Raw genomic sequence first — 14,920 nt, 5'->3', positions numbered from 1 at the left:
GGAGGGGTGTGGGGCTTGCTGCTGCACGGAGGGGGCGGGGCCGGAGTGGACATGCGTCTCCCTTGGGTGTGTGCCATGGGTGGTGCTGGTCGGCCCTGCGGGCCGGGACACAGCCCCCGTGGGTCGGATGGGCTGGAGGGGGCTGTGCGCCGGCCAGCAGGGAGGCCCGGTCGGCCGTGCGGCGCCGACTCCTCGCGGCCGACCGGGGGTCTAGGTGCTGGGCGAGCCCAGCTGGCGGCCGAGCAGAGTCACGCAGGCTCGACGTTGGTGACCGCGGTGGTGAACTCGCGGCCGGACGCGTTGCGGATGTAGGCCAGGTCCATCCAGTGCTCGATGCCGTTGTCCGAGACGTTCTCGGTGACGACGGCCATCAGCACGCCCTCCGTGCCGGACGGAACGTCGCGGACGCGCTGCTTGAGCAGGCGGTGAGGGTGGTACTCGTACTGGTCACTCATCCGACGCCTCCGACGGGTCGCCGAGGCAGTGCGACCACCCCACGCGGGCTCGTTCGAGCAGGTCCTCGCTGGGCGCGGTGAGCGGGGCAGTGGTGGAGCCCGGGGCGTCGGGGGTGTCCAGGCTCATCACCCCTCGGGGAAAGGGACTTGTCACGGTGGCTCCCTACTGTCGTCAGCGGGTGGTGAAACCAGTCAACGGCCAGGCCCCGGCGTGGGACCATCTCCGATGCGGCACGCGCATGCGGATATGCGCGCAGCGGGTACGGGCACGCGAATCAGCGAGTGAAACCCAAAAATGGGGGCACGTTGAGCATCACGCCGGCGGTCAGAGAAGCGTCCAGGGCCAAGGACTACGGCAAGGTCATTGAGCTGGTGCGCAGGGGCGCGAGGCTGACGCAGACCCAGTTAGGCCAGGTCTGCGGACTGTCACAATCGGCAGTCTCCCGGCTGGAGAAGCGCGGGCCCGGGGCGTACGCGACAGACGTCCTGGCGGTGATGGCGGCCCACCTGGGCGTCCCCGCCTCCCTCTTGGGACTCGCGGACGCAGCGGTACGAGATGGGTACGAAGACATGCGACGACGAAACTTCATAGGTGGATTCGCCGCAGCCGCCGTCGCCACAGCACTCCCAGCGCTTCCCGACCCGGGTGAGGGTGTCGGACAGGCCGCAACCCTCAGGCTCGGCACGGCGTCATACCGGCGCCTGGACGGAGCCACACCCTCCCGTGACCTGTCGGCCGCGGTGCAGTCGCACCTGCGGCTTGTGCAGGCCGTGAGCCGGGCGGCTGGAGACGACCGGCAGCGCGCGCGCGCCTCGCGGCTGTCGGGAGTGAGGCGGCGAGCCTGCTGGGCTGGCTGTCGTGGGACATGGGCGATCACGGTTCAGCGCGCAGCTGGTACGCCTCAGCGATCAAGGCGGCGAGGACTGCGGGGGATCCCCTGCTGGCTGCCTACCAGGCCGGGAGCATGGCCCAGTTCGAGGCGGACGCCGGGAACGGGGTGCAGGCCTTGAGCTGGACAGGGAAGGCGCGGGGGTTCCTAGACGCCCGCAGGCCCCCTGTAGCGGACGCGTGGCTGTCGTCGGTCGAAGCGTTCGCGCATGCTGCGGTGGGAAATGAGGAGGCGAGCGACCGGTCCCTGACCAAGAGCCGGTCACTGGCGGCGCGGCTGGGGTCGGAGGAACCAGCGCCGTGGCCCTGGGTCTTCCAGTTCAGCGAGGCGAAGGTCGCGGCGGCCCGCGTCGCCTGCGGGGCTCGGTTGGGGCTTCCCGCCTGGGTCCTCGACGCCGACACGAAGGTCTTGGGCACCGGACACGCGAAGCAGCGCGCCCTGCTGCTGGACATCGCGGCCGGACACCTGGCGGCCGGGAGGGTCGAGGCCGCGTTCGCGATGGCCTCCCGCGCCCTGGAATCCGGTGTCCAGTGCCGTTCCGGGCGGATTGTGGATCGTGCTCGTGCGGTCCGACGCTCGTACCGCACTGCGTCTCCACCCAGGGTTGTCCGCGACTTCGACGAGCAACTGCACGACGTCTACCTGTAGGGGAGGGCACGTAATGCGTGTGGGAATCACCGGTCACCGAGGGCTGAGCACGGAGGTGGAGCAGCGGGTTCGCGCGCTGCTGGAGGCAGCGGTGAGCCAGTACAACGCCGCCGAGCTGGTCGGCGTCTCCTGCATCGCCGACGGGCCGGACGCGTGGTTCGCCGAGTACGTCCTCAGGTGCGGGGGCCGCCTGGAGGTGGTGATCCCGGCCGAGGAGTACCGCGAGGGGCTGCCCCAGGACCACTGGCCGACGTACGACCGGCTCCTGAGCCGGGCAGTCGAGGTGCACCGCACCGGGATGCCGGCCTCGGACTCAGCGGCGCACATGGCCGGCAGTGAGGTGCTCGTCGGCCTGGTGGACGAGCTGTTGGCCGTCTGGGACGGGAAGCCTGCCTGGGGGTACGGAGGCACAGCGGACGTCGTGGCGTACGCCGAGCGCACCCGCGTCCCGGCACGGATCCTCTGGCCTGAGGGGGCCAGCCGCTGACCTCTGAAAGCATGAAGAACAGCCCCCTCCCGCCCATAGGCGAGAGGGGGCATGTCGTTCAGGAGGCCCCGTACCACTGACTGGTCCAGCCCGTGTTGATGATGCTGGTTCGGCTGCGAGGCCAGCGTCAGCGACGCCGGCAGCGGCGTCTGACCGGTCAGCATGTTCGAGTAGCGCAGGCTCGGCGCCGTGAGCCCCGCGTTCACCGAGATGCCCGCGCCGCTCGACTTGAAGGTGAGGTTATTCGTGGCCCCAGGTGCCGAGCACCCGCTCCACCTCGGCGAGGTCCGCCTCGGCGGCGGGCGCCGCCGGTTCGGCCTCCGGCAGGAGGCCGGGGAGCAGCTCCCGCCAGCTCAGAGCCGGGCCCGCAGCGCCGGGTGCTCGGCGACCACCGTCGCGCTGCCGGGCGCGATCTCGGTGAACCCGGCGTCGCGGACCACCGGCAGCCCGCTCCCGCTCAGCTCCGTCCACCGCTCGCGCGCGGCCGTGCGCACGGCCAGGCGGAAGCCCGACTCCTGCCAGGCGGCCCGCTCCGCCCGCGTCAGCTCCCACCACGCCAGCTGCGCCGCGTGCCCGGCCTGGGCCATCGCCTTGCCGGCCGACATCTCCAGACCGGGGTTGAGCCACAGCACCGGCAGGGCGGAGGCGTCGGCCTCGGCGGCCGGCTCCGGGTCGTCGAGGTCGGTGCCCGACACCTGCAGCTTGGCGAGCTCCTTGGGCCAGCCGTCGAGGGGCACCGGAGGGAACACCCGGACCTGTGCCGCCTCGCCGTGGACCGTGACGCCGGGCAGGGCCTGCGCCTTGCGCCACTCCGCCCCGCGCGCCCGCCGGACCACCTTGCGGATCCGCGCGTCCTGCCAGTCCCGGACCGCCTGCGCCCACTCGCCCTCGCCGTCCGCCCGCTCGTCGGTGAGCAGGACCAACACGGCCCGTGCCGCGGTCTCCAGGGCATCGGTCCGGGCCGGGGGCTCCGCCTTCTCGATGCGGACCACCAGCGGCAGGACGAACTGCGGGGCCTCGTCGCGCAGTACGTGCTCCCGTCGGAAGGCACTGTCGGCCCCGACCGCGGGTACGCCGGAGGTGTCGTCGGTGTGCTGGCTGCTCATCCCGCCAAGGATGCCAGGCTCCACCTCGGGGAGGATGTCCCGGGTGGCGGACCCGGGCGAGGATCGGGGCCATGAAGAGTGATCTTTTTGCGTCCGAGCACCTGGCCCGGGCAGCCGCTGCCCCCGGGATGAGCCTCCAGAACGCCAAATCGGTGAAGTACAACGTCAACGGGGAGATGCTGGCCCGTCAGGGATCCATGGTCGCCTTCCGCGGCAATCTGCAGTTCGAGCGCAAGGGACAGGGCATAGGCGGCATGCTCAAGCGCGCCGTCACGGGCGAGGGCCTGGCGCTGATGTCCGTACGCGGCCAGGGCGAGGCCTGGTTCGCCCACCAGGCGGGTGACTGCTTCATCATCGACCTCGAACCCGGAGACGCCCTCACCGTCAACGGGCGCAACGTGCTGTGCTTCGACCCGACGCTGTCCTACGAGATCAAGATGGTCAAGGGCGCCGGCATGACCGGCGGCGGCCTCTTCAACAGCGTCTTCACCGGCACCGGCAAGCTCGCCGTGGTCTGCGACGGACACCCGATCATCATCCCGGTCACGGCCCAGGCCCCCGTCTACGTCGACACGGACGCGGTGGTCGGCTGGAGCGCCCGGCTGGAGACCGGGCTGCACCGTTCCCAGTCGGTCGGGTCGATGATCCGTGGCGGCTCCGGCGAGGCGGTCCAGCTGAAGCTGAGCGGCGAGGGATTCGTCATCGTCCGGCCGAGCGAGCTCACCGAGACGGCGGTCGCGCGGTGAACCCGGCCGGTGTGGGCCGCCGCTCCGGCTGCCGCCGGCCCTGGGTGCTGCGCGGGGCCTCTCCGGAGCTGCCGCTCGGCGCCCGGCCCGCACCGCCCACGTCCCCGCGCGCTTCCCGGAGGAGGGCCGACCGCTACGTCCCGATCAGCTGTGAGACCTTTACGAAGCGGTAGCCGCGCTTGCGCAGTTCCGGGACGATCTTCCGGACGGCCTCCTCGGTGACCGGGGCGGCGCTGCGCGTGCAGTGCATCACGACCACGGAGCCGGGCTTCACCCCGGCGAGGACCTGCTCGGCCACCGCGTCCGGGTCCGTCGCGAAGGCGTCCCCGCTGACCACGTCCCACTGGACCGCCGTGACCTTGGCCGTGGACAGGGCCCGCAGCGCCGGGTCGTCGTAGCAGCCGCCGGGGAAGCGGAAGTACGGGACCGTGTTGACGGCGCCTGCCTGGCGGAACGCGGCGAAGGCCCGGTCCACGTCGGCGCGCGCGGCGGCGCCGTCGAGCCGGGGCAACCCGTAGCAGGGGGAGGTGAAGGCGTGGTGGCTGTAGGAGTGGTTGGCGATCTCGAAGTTCGGGTCGGTCCCGATGGCCTTGGCCTGGTCCGGGTACTCCTCGGCCCAGCGGCCCGTCATGAAGATCGTCGAAGGTACCTTGAGGGTCCGCAGCGCCGAGATCAGTTGAGGGTTGTCGAAGCGCTCCCCGCCGGCCGCGCGCGGCCCCTGGTCGGAGGTCATGTCGGCGTCGAAGGTGAGCGCCACGGTCTTGTCCGTGCGCTGCCCGGCCCGTTCGAAGACGGGGGTCAGGCCGTTCGGGCCGGGCGCGAGCGTCGGTGCCGTGCCGGGCGCGCCGGCGAGCGGGGCGCCCGGGGTGCCGGGGGAGGAGCTCGGGGAGGAGGCGGCCGCGGTGCCGGGCGCGGAAGCCGCGGGGGCGGACGCCGGCGGCGTGCCCGTGCGGGCTTCACGGCCGGTGTCCTTGGTGCCGGATCCGCCCCCGCAGCCCGCGAGGGAAGCGGCGAGGGCGGCACTGAGTGCGGCCGCGGCCGCAACCTTGCGCACAGAAATGGTCACGCACGCAAAATATATGATTATGTGACAAGTGGGTGCATGCGGTACTTCCCCGCGTGCCGCAGGCTCCCGGTCAGCGCCGCCAGGGACCCGTGACAGCGAAGGTGGTGCCCGGTGCGTAGGCGTTGACGTACATGGTCCGCCCGTCGGGGGAGAAGGTGACCCCGGCGAACTCTCCCCACTCCGGGGCCCCCGGTCCGCCGATGTCGTCGGCGTTGCGGGCCACCGGATAGACCTCGCCGCCCGCCGTCACCCCGAACACGTACTGCGCCCCGCCGCCGTCCTCGCACACCATCAGCCCGCCATCCGGGGCCAGGCAGATGTTGTCGGGGGAGTCCCCGGGCAGCTGTACGTCCGCGGCCGGCCCGAAGAGCACGTCCAGCCGGAGCCGGGCCCGGCCCGGATCGTAGAACCACACCTGCCCGTGGTGGTCGGCGGGTGCGCCCTCGCCCCTGCGGGCGTAACTGGACACGAAGTGCACGCCGTTGCCGCCCCAGTAGCAGCCCTCCAGCTTCTGCGCGTGGGTGATGCCGCCCGCCCCGAAGTCCTGGTGCCGGATCGGGGTGACGGCCGCCGACGGGTCCGGTACGGGCACCCACTCCACCGGGAACTCGGCCCCGGGCTCGTCCACCACCGCAAGGTCCGCTACACCCGGGACCCGCAGGGCCTCCAGGGCGCCGCCCGCCCGCAGCGAACCGGCGGCGCCGAGCGGCCGGGCCGGCAGGAAGCGGTAGAACAGCCCGAAGGGCCGCACGAAGGCGTCCTCGGTCTCGTAGACCACCCCGCGGTACGGGTCCACGGCGACGGCCTCGTGCGCGAAGCGGCCCATGGCGGTCAGCGGCACCGCGCCGGTGCGCCGCGGGTGGGCCGGGTCCACTTCGAAGACGTAGCCGTGGTCGCGCTCGTAGCCCGAGGTACCGGCCCGGTCCTCGGTCTCCTCGCAGCTCAGCCAGGTGTTCCAGGGGGTGCGCCCGCCCGCGCAGTTGACCGCCGTGCCGGCGAGGGCGACCCGCTCGCCGGTGACCCGCCCGTCCGGGGCGAGGTCGAGGGCCGTGCAGCCGCCGAGCGCCCCAGGGTCGTACGTCAGCCCCGCCACGGCGGGCACCCGCAGGGCGGCGCCGGCCCTGTTCTCGTGGTTGCGCACCAGCCGCACCCGGCCGCCCCCTGCGTCGAAGGCGGCCATGCCGTCGCAGTGGGCGGGGACGGCGCCCTCACCGGAGCGCATCGGGTCGCCCGCCCGCGAGAGCACCCGGTAGCCGAACCCGGCGGGCAGGTCGAGCAGCCCGCGCGGGTCGGGGAGCAGCGGCCCGTACCCGCCGCCGGCGCGCGCCGCCCGGGACGAGGCGGGGGAGCCGCCGGCGAACAGCGCGCCCAGAGCTCCGCTGAAGGTGATCGCGCCGGCGGCGATCAGGCTGCGTCGGGTGACGGACATCGGCGGCTCCCGGGAGGACGTCGGGCCCCTGAGGGGGTGTCCCGCCGATCATGCCGGGCGTGCGGCCGGTCCTGCCGGACCGACAGGTGCCCACAGGTACCGAAGCGTGTCGAAAAGGGCCCGTTCGGCGCCGAACAGCTTGGAACGGCGCCGAGCGGGTCCGAGCGGGTCCGAGCGGTCCGAGCGGTCCGAGCGGGACGGGCCTACGGGCGCGTGGTGCCCGGCAGGCAGGCCACCGCCGGGTTGAAGGTCTCGTGCAGGCCGCCGGGGTTCTTCTTCCAGAGCCACAGGTGCAGGGCGTAGTGCACCGGCTGGCCGGGGAAGTTGCCGGGCTTGGGGCCCTTGAAGGCGGTGCCGAACAGGGCGGGACGGTCGTCGTCCGTGGTCAGCTTCTGGTCGCGGTCGTAGACCAGCCACTGGACCCCGACGAGGCGCTTTCCGCCGCGCCCGTCGTCCTCGTAGTACAGCGCGGCGGGCTTGGCCGGGTCCACGGAATTGTCGTACGCGTGGTTGAAGTGCGGGTAGCCGAGCGCGCCGCTCCCGCCCGCCCGGTCGAAGACGCAGTACCTGTCCGGCACGTAGCCGGCCGCCACCGCGTTGGCGTGCACCTGGAACCTGGCGGTGGCGGCGTACGCGACCCCCAGGTCGACCGTGGCCCGGCCGCGGTCCGGGCCGTGGCCGGCGGCGGCCGGCGGTGCGGCGACGGCCGCCAGGACGAGCGCGGCGGCTGCGGTGAGGGCGGGGGCGAGACGTCGGGCCATGCGCGGGCTCCTCGTGACGGGCTGGCTGGTGGCACGGCAGCCCTTCCCGCCGGCCGCCGCATCCGGCCCGGGTCCGTCCCGACACGGCACGGACGGGCGACCGCCGATCGGCCGTCGGTCGGCCGACGGTCGGCCGGCGGCCGGCCCGCCGCACCCGGCCGGGCCGGCGGCCGGGCGCTCCGCCGGCGGACGGCCCCCTCCCCGGCTCCGGTGGCTCACCCGAACGGGAGCGGCTCCGTTTCACGGCGCACCGGCCCGGGGAACCGGTGAGTCCGCAGACGGCCGTTGCGACGGCCACGGCCACGGCCACGGCGGCCGACGCGACGGAGGGTGCGGAACATGGCGCAGCGGGATGCGGCACCGAACGGCGACGGAGCACTGCGCGACATCGTGTCCGCCGTCTCCCGGGGCGCACCGGAGTACCGGCAGTGCCCCCACCCCGTGTACGCGGCCCTGCGCGAGCAGGCCCCGGTGTGCCGGCTGACCCCGCCCCACGGGGTCGACACGTATCTGATCACCCGCCACGACGACGCCCGCGACGCCCTGTCGGACCCCCGGTTCAGCAAGGACATGCGCGGCGCCATCGACACCTACCACGCCGTGTACGGCAGCTTCTTCGACGCGCTCGACGACAACGTGCTCTTCTCGGACCCGCCGCGGCATACGCGGCTGCGCCGCATCCTGCGCAGCGCCTTCACCCCCAGGCGGGTGGAGCAGATGCGTCCGAGGATCACCGAGATCGCGGAGACGGTCCTCGCCGAGTGCCGCCGGGCCGGGACGGTCGACCTGATGGCCGCGTTCGCGTTCCCGTTGCCGATCGCGGTCCTGTGCGAACTGATGGGCATCCCGCAGGAGGACCGCCCGGAGATCCTGGAGCAGTTCGCGGTGGTAACCCGCTCCCGGTTCGACCCCAGCCGCAGGGCGGAGCTCAAGGCCGCGGAGGAGCGGCTCCAGCACCGGCTGGAGCGGCTGATCTCGGACACCCGCGACCACCCGTCGGACACCTTCCTCAGCGACCTGGTCCAGGCGGAGGAACGGCTGGAGGACCCCGAACTGGTCGCGTCGCTGTGGGTCCTGTTCTTCGCCGGCCACAAGACCACCGCCTACCAGATCGGCAACTCCGTCCTCAACCTGCTGCTCCACCCCGACCAGGCGGCCCGGCTCCGCGCGGACCCCGGGCTCATTCCGGGGGCGGTCGAGGAGATGCTGCGCTACGAGGGATCGGTGGAGACGTCGACCTTCCGGTATGCCGCCGAGGAGGCCCGGATCCGGGACACGGTGATCCCCAAGGGCGCCCTGGTGCAGATCGCGATCTCCTCGGCCAACCGGGACCCGGAGCGGTTCGACGCGCCGGACGACCTGGACGTGACGCGCGAGGGACTCCAGGGCACGCACCTGGGCTTCGGCCACGGCACCCACTACTGCCTGGGGGCGCCGCTGGCGCGGCTCGAACTCGAGATCGCGCTCGCCTGCCTCCTGCGGGAGTTCCCGGACATGCGGCCCGTGGACCTGGAGGAGACCGGGGGAGCGTGGCTCAAGGGACCGGTGGCGGCCTTCCGCGGGCTGGAGCACCTGCGGATCGTCCTGGAGCCGTCGCGCCCGGACGGCGGGCCGGGCGGCGGCCCGGGCGAGCCGGGCGAGCCGACCCTGGCTTCCGTGGCTTCCGGAAAGTAACCCAGACCCGATGGACGGTGGATTGGCATGACGGATTCCGTGAGTACCCCCGGAGTGCGCCTCCTGGGAACACCGGCGGACGAACTGCGCATCGCCGCGGTGGGCACCAGCGAGGTCATCCGGATCGCGCGCGGACCCTCCGCGCCGGGCCCGGACACCGCGGGCACGGTCCACTCGAAGATCGACATGCACCACCACTTCTGCGCCCCGGAGTGGCGCGAGTGGGCCGTGCATCACGGGTTGATCGAGCCGGAGCGGCTGCCGGCGTGGAGCCGGCTCGACACCGAGGCGGCGATCCGCTTCATGGACGACGCGGGCATCACCACCGCGGTCCTCAAACCGATGCTGCCCGCGCGGTACCGCTCGTCGGCGCAGCTGCGCGAGGCGATCAACATCACGCTGAGGTCGATGATCGAGGTGGCGACCTCGCACCCGGGGCGGTTCTCGTACTACGTGCCGCTCTTCCTGGACGACCCGGAGGCGTCGTCCTGGGCGGTGCGCCGCGGCCTCGGGCAGCTCGGCGCCGTCGGCGTCAACGTCACCGCCAACTACGGGGGCGTCTATCTCGGGGACCCCGCCTACGACCGGCTGTTCCACGAGCTGAACGAGTGCCGCGCGGTGGTGGACACCCACCCCCACAACCTCCCGGGCGGCCCGCCCGGCGCACCGACCGTCCCGGGCATCCCGAACTTCGTGTGCGACTTCCTGCTGGACACCACCCGGGCCGCGGTGAACATGATCAGCCGTAGGACGCTGGACCGGTTCCCGGACATCTCCGTGGTCCTGCCGCACGCAGGCGGCTTCCTGCCGTACATCGCGACGCGGCTGCAGGCCCTCGGGCGGTTCTGCGAACCGAGCGTCGAGCCCGCCGCCGTCCGCGACCATCTGAGCCGCTTCTACTACGACACCGCGGGGCCCATGGCGCCCGCGGCGACCCTGCTGGAGCACGTGCCGGCCGACCACATCCTCTTCGGCACGGACTGGCCCGCCGCACCCGCCGACACGGTCATGGACCTGGCCCTGCCCGCCCTCGACGCGGACCCGGCCTTCACCCCGGAGCAGCTGCGGGGGATCTACCACGACAACGCCATGCGGCTGATCCCGCAGTTGGCGACGGCCTGACGGGGGTGCGGGCCGCGTCGTGCGGCCCGCACCCCGGCCGGTGTCCCGGGAACCGGGATCAGACGAGCTTGGCGCTCAGGGTGATCGTCGTACCGGTCAGGGCCTGGCTCACCGGGCAGTTCTTCTTGGCGTCCTCGGCGGCGGCGAGGAAGGCGGCCTCGTCCACACCCGGGACCGTGCCCTCGACGGACAGGTGGATACCGGTGATGCCCTCACCCGGCTGGAAGGTGACGTCGGCCTTGGTCTCCAGCCGGCTGGGCGGGGTTCCGGCGCCCGCCAGGGCGTGCGAGAGCGCCATCGAGTAGCAGCTGGAGTGGGCGGCGGCGATCAGCTCTTCCGGGCTGGTCTTGCCGTTCGCGGCCTCGGCGCGCGCGGGCCAGGAGACGTCGTACGAACCGATGCCCGAGGAGTCGAGGCTGACGACGCCCTTGCCCTTCAGCAGGTCGCCTTCCCAGACGGTGTGCGCGTGACGCGTGGTGGCCATGGTGATCCCTTCGCAGAGGTGGGGAAACGGCCGGGCTCCCGAGAAGGGGGCCGGCGTCCCCAAACCTACTGGGACACCAGGGGTTTCGCGTCGCGCGCCAGCGCGGTGAGCCGTGATATGGCGCGGAAGTACTTCTTGCGATAACCGCCGTTCAGCATGTCCTCGCTGAACAGCTTGTCGAAGGGGACCCCGGAGGCCAGGACCGGGACCTCGCGGTCGTACAGCCGGTCGGCCAGTACCACCAGCCGCAGCGCGGTGGACTGGTCCGGCACCGGGCCGACGCCGGTCAGGCAGACGGCCGTGATCCCGTCGGTCAGTGCGCCGTACCGGCTCGGGTGCACCCGGGCCAGGTGTTCCAGCAGGCCGGGGAAGTCGTCCAGGCTCGCGCCATCGGTCGCGTAGGCGGCCTTGGCGACCTGCTCGTCGGAGAACGGCGCCGGGGCCTCGGGCAGGCCGCGGTGGCGGTAGTCCTGGCCGTCGATCCGCAGGGGCCGGAAGTGCGCCGACAGCCCCTGGATCTCCCGCAGGAAGTCCGCGGCGGCGAAGCGGCCCTCGCCGAGCTTGCCGGGCAGTGTGTTGGAGGTGGCGGCCAGCGCCACGCCCTGCTCGACGAGACGGCTGAGCAGCGAGGACACCAGCACCGTGTCGCCGGGGTCGTCCAGCTCGAACTCGTCGATGCACAGGAGCCTGTGCCCGCCCAGGGTCTGCACGGTCTGCTGGAAGCCGAGCGCGCCCACGAGGTTGGTGAGCTCGACGAAGGTGCCGAAGGCCTTGAGCGCGGGGTCGGCCGGGGTGGCGTGCCACAGGGAGGCGAGCAGATGGGTCTTGCCGACACCGTAGCCGCCGTCGAGGTAGACCCCGCGGGGCGCGGCGGGAGCCGCCGGCTTCCTGGAGAACCAGCGCTTCCTGCCGGTGCCGCTCGCGTGCGCCCCGCCCAGGCCCGCGGCGAAGCCGCTCAGCACGGTGACGGCCTCGGCCTGGCTCGGCTGGGCCGGATCGGGGTTGTAGGTGTCGAAGCGGACGGAGTCGAACCGCGGCGGCGGCACCATCTCGGCCACCAGCCGCTCGGCGGGAACCCGCGGCTCGCGCGCGCACAGGGCCTGCGGCCCGGCGTCGGCTATCGGGGGCCGGCCGGAGGTGTAACCGGAGGTGGGGAGAGATGTCGACACAGCCCTTAACTCTACGGGGCGTGGCACACTGCACCGATGCGACGCCTGTTCCCTGTGACCGATCAGACACCAGACCAGAGCCAGGACGGGACGGACCGGGAGTGGTCGCTCGACGAGCTCGCGGACGCCTACGCCTACCCCGCCCTCGCGGCGGACGGCCGCTGGCTGAGGGCCAACATGGTCTCCACCCTGGACGGCGCCGCCCAGCACGACGGCCGCTCCCAGCCCATCTCCGGCGAGACCGACATGCGGATCTTCGGCACCCTGCGGGCGCTGGCGGATGTGGTGGTCGTCGGCGCGGAAACGGTTCGCCAAGAGGGCTACCGCCCGGCCCGTGCCCGGGAGGCCTTCGCGGCCCGCCGCGAAGCCGCCGGGCAGGGCCCGGCCCCCGCCATCGCCGTGGTCACCGCGAGCATGGACCTGGACTTCTCCCTTCCCCTTTTCAGCTCACCGCTGGTGCCGACCCTGGTGGTCACCGGCGCCGCGGCGCCGCCCGGCCGGGTGGCCGAGGCGCAGGCCGCCGGCGCCGAGGTGGTGGTGGCCGGCGAGGGTGCGGCCGTGGACGCGGCCCGGGCCGTGCGGGAGCTCGCCGGGCGCGGGCTGCGCCGCCAGCTCACCGAGGGCGGGCCCCGGCTGCTGGGCCAGTTCGTGGCGGCCGACGTGCTGGACGAGCTGTGCCTGACGATCTCCCCGACGCTCACGGCGGGCGGCGCCCAGCGCATCACCGGGGGCCCTGCCGTCACGGTTCCGCACCGGCTCGCGCCCGCCTGCGTACTGGAGGAGGCCGGGTTCCTGTTCACGAGCTACCGTCGGATCTGACAAGGGGCGGAATTTCCCGTTCCGCTTTGCTTCCGCTGGGCACATATACCTGCGCAGGCCCCGTGCGACAGCGGGGCAGGATGGTTTCCGCAGGGGCCGGCCGACCGGCCTCGGCCCATGAAGGAGAGGGCGTCCGTGTTCACGAGCGTATTGATGATCGAGCAGCCGCTGACCACGGTGGACGTGGACTTCGTCACCAGCCTCCACGGAGACGACCCGGTCTCCTTCGTCGTCCTCATGCAGCCCCGGGGCGACCAGGACCGACTGCTGCGCGCCATCGACGACGTAGCGCTCGGTGAGCTCCCGGAAGCCATCCGCGAGGGCGACGAACCCGAGGGCGAGGACGCGCTCGGCCCCGCCGCGCACGCCCTCGCGCACTCCCTGAACGCCCTGCGCCAGAAGGGCGCCAAGGCCGTCGGGCAGATCGTCGAGAAACATCCGCTCGACAAACTGCAGGCCGTCGTGGACGAGACCGGGGCCGACGAGGTGATCGTCCTGACCTCCCCGCACTTCGTGGAGGAGTTCTTCCACCGGGACTGGGCCTCCCGGGCGCGCCACAAAGTCGGCGTTCCCGTGCTCAAGCTCTTCGCCCACAACGAATAGGCTTGGGCCCAGAGCCCGACACGCACAAGCACCGCACTCGATCCTGGAGCGACCTGAATGAAGCCCGGCCTGCCGACCGCCATGGAACGGCCCCACTTCATCGGCATCGGCGGCGCCGGAATGTCCGGCATCGCAAAGATCCTGGCCCAGCGCGGAGGGAAGGTCGCGGGCAGCGACGCCCGCGGCGACTCCGACACCGCCGAGGCACTGCGCGCCCACGGCGTCACGGTCCACGGCGGACACGCGGCCGACCACCTCGCCGCCGACTCCACCTGCGTGGTCGTCTCCAGCGCCATCCGCGCCGACAACCCCGAGCTGGCCCGCGCCGCCGAGCTGGGGATCCCCGTCGTGCACCGCTCCGACGCCCTCGCCGCGCTGATGGCCGGACTGCGCCCGATCGCCGTCGCCGGTACGCACGGCAAGACCACCACCACCTCGATGCTGGCGGTCTCCCTCGCGGCCCTGGGCCTTGACCCCTCGTACGCCATCGGCGGCGATCTGGACGCCCCCGGCTCCAACGCCCATCACGGCGAGGGCGACATCTTCGTGGCCGAGGCCGACGAGAGCGACCGCTCGTTCCACACGTACGCCCCGCAGGTCGCCATCATCCTCAACGCGGAGCTCGACCACCACGCGAACTACGCGTCGATCGAGGAGATCTACGAGTCCTTCGAGACCTTCGTCGGCAAGATCGTGCCCGGCGGCACCCTCGTCGTCGCGCACGGCCAGGAGGGCGCCGCCGAGATCGCCCGCCGGGTCGCGGGCAGGGAGGGCCTGACCGTCGTCACGTACGGAGAGGAGGAGGGAGCCGACGTCCGGATCACCAAGATCACTCCGCGTGGTCTGACCAGCGAGGTCACCGTCGTCCTGGACGGCCGGATGCTCACCTTCACCGTCTCCGTCCCCGGCCGCCACTACGCGCACAACGCCGTCGCGGCCCTCGCCGCGGGCGTGGCCCTCGGCATCCCCGCGCACAACCTGGCCTCCGCGCTCGGCAAGTACACCGGCGTCAAGCGCCGCCTCCAGCTCAAGGGCGAGGCCGCCGGCGTGCAGGTCATCGACTCCTACGCGCACCACCCGACCGAGATGAACGCCGACCTGGAGGCCATCCGCGGAGCCGCCGGAGACTCCCGCATCCTGGTCGTCTTCCAGCCACACCTCTTCTCCCGCACCCAGGAACTGGGCAAGGAGATGGGCCAGGCCCTGGCCCTCGCCGACGCCTCCGTCGTCCTGGACATCTACCCCGCCCGCGAGGACCCGATCCCCGGCGTCACCAGTGAGATCATCATCGCGGCGGCGCGGGCCACGGGCGCCGACGTCGCCGCCGAGCACGACAAGAGCGCCGTCGCCGACGTCGTCGCGGGAATGGCCAAGCCCGGCGATCTCGTTCTCACGATGGGCGCGGGCGATGTCACGGACCTCGGTCCGGCCATCCTGGCCCGCCTGTCGAGCTGACGGAAC

At 72.7% G+C, this 14,920-nt stretch carries 16 protein-coding genes; 8 read left to right on the top strand and 8 right to left on the bottom strand.

Going from position 1 to position 14,920, the window contains the following annotated elements; genetic code table 11:
• Positions 1 to 248: 248 nt before the first annotated feature.
• Entirely contained in the window at positions 249 to 455 is a 207-nt protein-coding gene (locus AW27_RS06750) for a hypothetical protein (RefSeq protein ID WP_037915301.1), read from the bottom strand.
• Positions 448 to 582, bottom strand: a complete 135-nt coding sequence (locus AW27_RS06745; protein ID WP_304949840.1) for a hypothetical protein — start codon at positions 580 to 582, stop codon at positions 448 to 450. Before AW27_RS06745 ends, AW27_RS06750 begins: the two co-directional genes overlap by 8 nt.
• 715 nt (positions 583 to 1,297) lie before the next feature.
• Between AW27_RS06745 and AW27_RS34545 the strand changes: the two genes are divergently transcribed.
• Both AW27_RS34545 and AW27_RS06735 read left to right on the top strand, forming a co-directional pair.
• On the top strand, positions 1,298 to 1,993 hold the full coding sequence (locus AW27_RS34545; protein ID WP_483316553.1) for an NsdA family TPR-like regulatory protein: 696 nt from the start codon (positions 1,298 to 1,300) through the stop codon (positions 1,991 to 1,993).
• A gap of 13 nt (positions 1,994 to 2,006) precedes the next feature.
• Positions 2,007 to 2,480: a hypothetical protein gene (locus AW27_RS06735; RefSeq protein ID WP_172671248.1), complete on the top strand. Its 474-nt coding sequence runs from the start codon at positions 2,007 to 2,009 to the stop codon at positions 2,478 to 2,480.
• A gap of 353 nt (positions 2,481 to 2,833) precedes the next feature.
• Here the strand turns inward: AW27_RS06735 and AW27_RS06730 are convergent, their stop codons facing one another.
• A complete protein-coding gene (locus tag AW27_RS06730; RefSeq protein WP_037915304.1) occupies positions 2,834 to 3,586 on the bottom strand; it encodes an aminoacyl-tRNA hydrolase in 753 nt (250 codons plus the stop codon).
• A gap of 71 nt (positions 3,587 to 3,657) precedes the next feature.
• Between AW27_RS06730 and AW27_RS06725 the strand changes: the two genes are divergently transcribed.
• Complete coding sequence (locus AW27_RS06725; protein ID WP_037915308.1) at positions 3,658 to 4,332, top strand: AIM24 family protein; 675 nt, start codon at positions 3,658 to 3,660, stop codon at positions 4,330 to 4,332.
• A gap of 133 nt (positions 4,333 to 4,465) precedes the next feature.
• On the opposite strand, the gene AW27_RS06720 is transcribed toward AW27_RS06725, so the two are convergent.
• From AW27_RS06720 to AW27_RS06710, 3 genes are all read right to left on the bottom strand, one after another.
• Entirely contained in the window at positions 4,466 to 5,398 is a 933-nt protein-coding gene (locus AW27_RS06720) for a polysaccharide deacetylase family protein (RefSeq protein ID WP_037915311.1), read from the bottom strand.
• A 70-nt stretch (positions 5,399 to 5,468) separates the two neighbouring features.
• Entirely contained in the window at positions 5,469 to 6,827 is a 1,359-nt protein-coding gene (locus AW27_RS06715) for an alkaline phosphatase PhoX (RefSeq protein WP_037915314.1), read from the bottom strand.
• Between the two features lie 203 nt (positions 6,828 to 7,030).
• Positions 7,031 to 7,588 carry a hypothetical protein gene (locus AW27_RS06710; protein WP_037915316.1) on the bottom strand — a complete coding sequence of 186 codons (558 nt, stop codon included), beginning with the start codon at positions 7,586 to 7,588 and terminating at the stop codon, positions 7,031 to 7,033.
• A 339-nt stretch (positions 7,589 to 7,927) separates the two neighbouring features.
• Between AW27_RS06710 and AW27_RS06705 the strand changes: the two genes are divergently transcribed.
• Both AW27_RS06705 and AW27_RS06700 read left to right on the top strand, forming a co-directional pair.
• The gene (locus AW27_RS06705) at positions 7,928 to 9,262 is read left to right on the top strand and encodes a cytochrome P450 family protein (RefSeq protein ID WP_078555736.1); all 1,335 of its coding nucleotides are present in this window, start codon (positions 7,928 to 7,930) and stop codon (positions 9,260 to 9,262) included.
• A gap of 27 nt (positions 9,263 to 9,289) precedes the next feature.
• Entirely contained in the window at positions 9,290 to 10,384 is a 1,095-nt protein-coding gene (locus tag AW27_RS06700) for an amidohydrolase family protein (protein WP_078555738.1), read from the top strand.
• Positions 10,385 to 10,442: 58 nt separating this feature from the next.
• Here the strand turns inward: AW27_RS06700 and AW27_RS06695 are convergent, their stop codons facing one another.
• The gene (locus AW27_RS06695; protein ID WP_037915319.1) at positions 10,443 to 10,868 is read right to left on the bottom strand and encodes an OsmC family peroxiredoxin; all 426 of its coding nucleotides are present in this window, start codon (positions 10,866 to 10,868) and stop codon (positions 10,443 to 10,445) included.
• A 65-nt stretch (positions 10,869 to 10,933) separates the two neighbouring features.
• Positions 10,934 to 11,989, bottom strand: coding sequence for a cell division protein ZapE (gene zapE / locus AW27_RS06690; RefSeq protein ID WP_370466677.1), 1,056 nt, complete (start codon positions 11,987 to 11,989; stop codon positions 10,934 to 10,936).
• Positions 11,990 to 12,073: 84 nt separating this feature from the next.
• Here zapE and AW27_RS06685 point away from each other — a divergent pair, with 84 nt between their 5' ends.
• The 3 genes from AW27_RS06685 (at position 12,074) to murC (ending at position 14,914) form a co-directional block, all read left to right on the top strand.
• Positions 12,074 to 12,856 carry a pyrimidine reductase family protein gene (locus AW27_RS06685; RefSeq protein ID WP_037915324.1) on the top strand — a complete coding sequence of 261 codons (783 nt, stop codon included), beginning with the start codon at positions 12,074 to 12,076 and terminating at the stop codon, positions 12,854 to 12,856.
• Positions 12,857 to 12,991: 135 nt separating this feature from the next.
• Positions 12,992 to 13,459, top strand: coding sequence for a hypothetical protein (locus tag AW27_RS06680; RefSeq protein WP_037915327.1), 468 nt, complete (start codon positions 12,992 to 12,994; stop codon positions 13,457 to 13,459).
• A gap of 57 nt (positions 13,460 to 13,516) precedes the next feature.
• Positions 13,517 to 14,914: a UDP-N-acetylmuramate--L-alanine ligase gene (murC, locus tag AW27_RS06675; protein WP_037915329.1), complete on the top strand. Its 1,398-nt coding sequence runs from the start codon at positions 13,517 to 13,519 to the stop codon at positions 14,912 to 14,914.
• Positions 14,915 to 14,920 lie beyond the last annotated feature (6 nt).

The sequence above is a fragment of the Streptomyces sp. PCS3-D2 genome (assembly GCF_000612545.2).
In the GTDB taxonomy this organism is placed as follows: Bacteria; Actinomycetota; Actinomycetes; order Streptomycetales; family Streptomycetaceae; genus Streptomyces.
The sequence above is the reverse complement of the archived record's forward strand: the minus strand, read 5'-3'. Positions and strand labels throughout refer to the sequence as shown.

What these genes read in the sequence shown, in the direction of transcription:
- AW27_RS06750 (WP_037915301.1), bottom strand. Translation starts at nt 455, where the DNA reads ATGAGTGACCAGTACGAGTACCACCCTCACCGCCTGCTCAAGCAGCGC.
- AW27_RS06745 (WP_304949840.1), bottom strand. Translation starts at nt 582, where the DNA reads ATGAGCCTGGACACCCCCGACGCCCCGGGCTCCACCACTGCCCCGCTC.
- AW27_RS06735 (WP_172671248.1), top strand. Translation starts at nt 2,007, where the DNA reads ATGCGTGTGGGAATCACCGGTCACCGAGGGCTGAGCACGGAGGTGGAG.
- AW27_RS06730 (WP_037915304.1), bottom strand. Translation starts at nt 3,586, where the DNA reads ATGAGCAGCCAGCACACCGACGACACCTCCGGCGTACCCGCGGTCGGG.
- AW27_RS06725 (WP_037915308.1), top strand. Translation starts at nt 3,658, where the DNA reads ATGAAGAGTGATCTTTTTGCGTCCGAGCACCTGGCCCGGGCAGCCGCT.
- AW27_RS06715 (WP_037915314.1), bottom strand. Translation starts at nt 6,827, where the DNA reads ATGTCCGTCACCCGACGCAGCCTGATCGCCGCCGGCGCGATCACCTTC.
- AW27_RS06710 (WP_037915316.1), bottom strand. Translation starts at nt 7,588, where the DNA reads ATGGCCCGACGTCTCGCCCCCGCCCTCACCGCAGCCGCCGCGCTCGTC.
- AW27_RS06705 (WP_078555736.1), top strand. Translation starts at nt 7,928, where the DNA reads ATGGCGCAGCGGGATGCGGCACCGAACGGCGACGGAGCACTGCGCGAC.
- AW27_RS06700 (WP_078555738.1), top strand. Translation starts at nt 9,290, where the DNA reads ATGACGGATTCCGTGAGTACCCCCGGAGTGCGCCTCCTGGGAACACCG.
- AW27_RS06695 (WP_037915319.1), bottom strand. Translation starts at nt 10,868, where the DNA reads ATGGCCACCACGCGTCACGCGCACACCGTCTGGGAAGGCGACCTGCTG.
- AW27_RS06685 (WP_037915324.1), top strand. Translation starts at nt 12,074, where the DNA reads ATGCGACGCCTGTTCCCTGTGACCGATCAGACACCAGACCAGAGCCAG.
- murC (WP_037915329.1), top strand. Translation starts at nt 13,517, where the DNA reads ATGAAGCCCGGCCTGCCGACCGCCATGGAACGGCCCCACTTCATCGGC.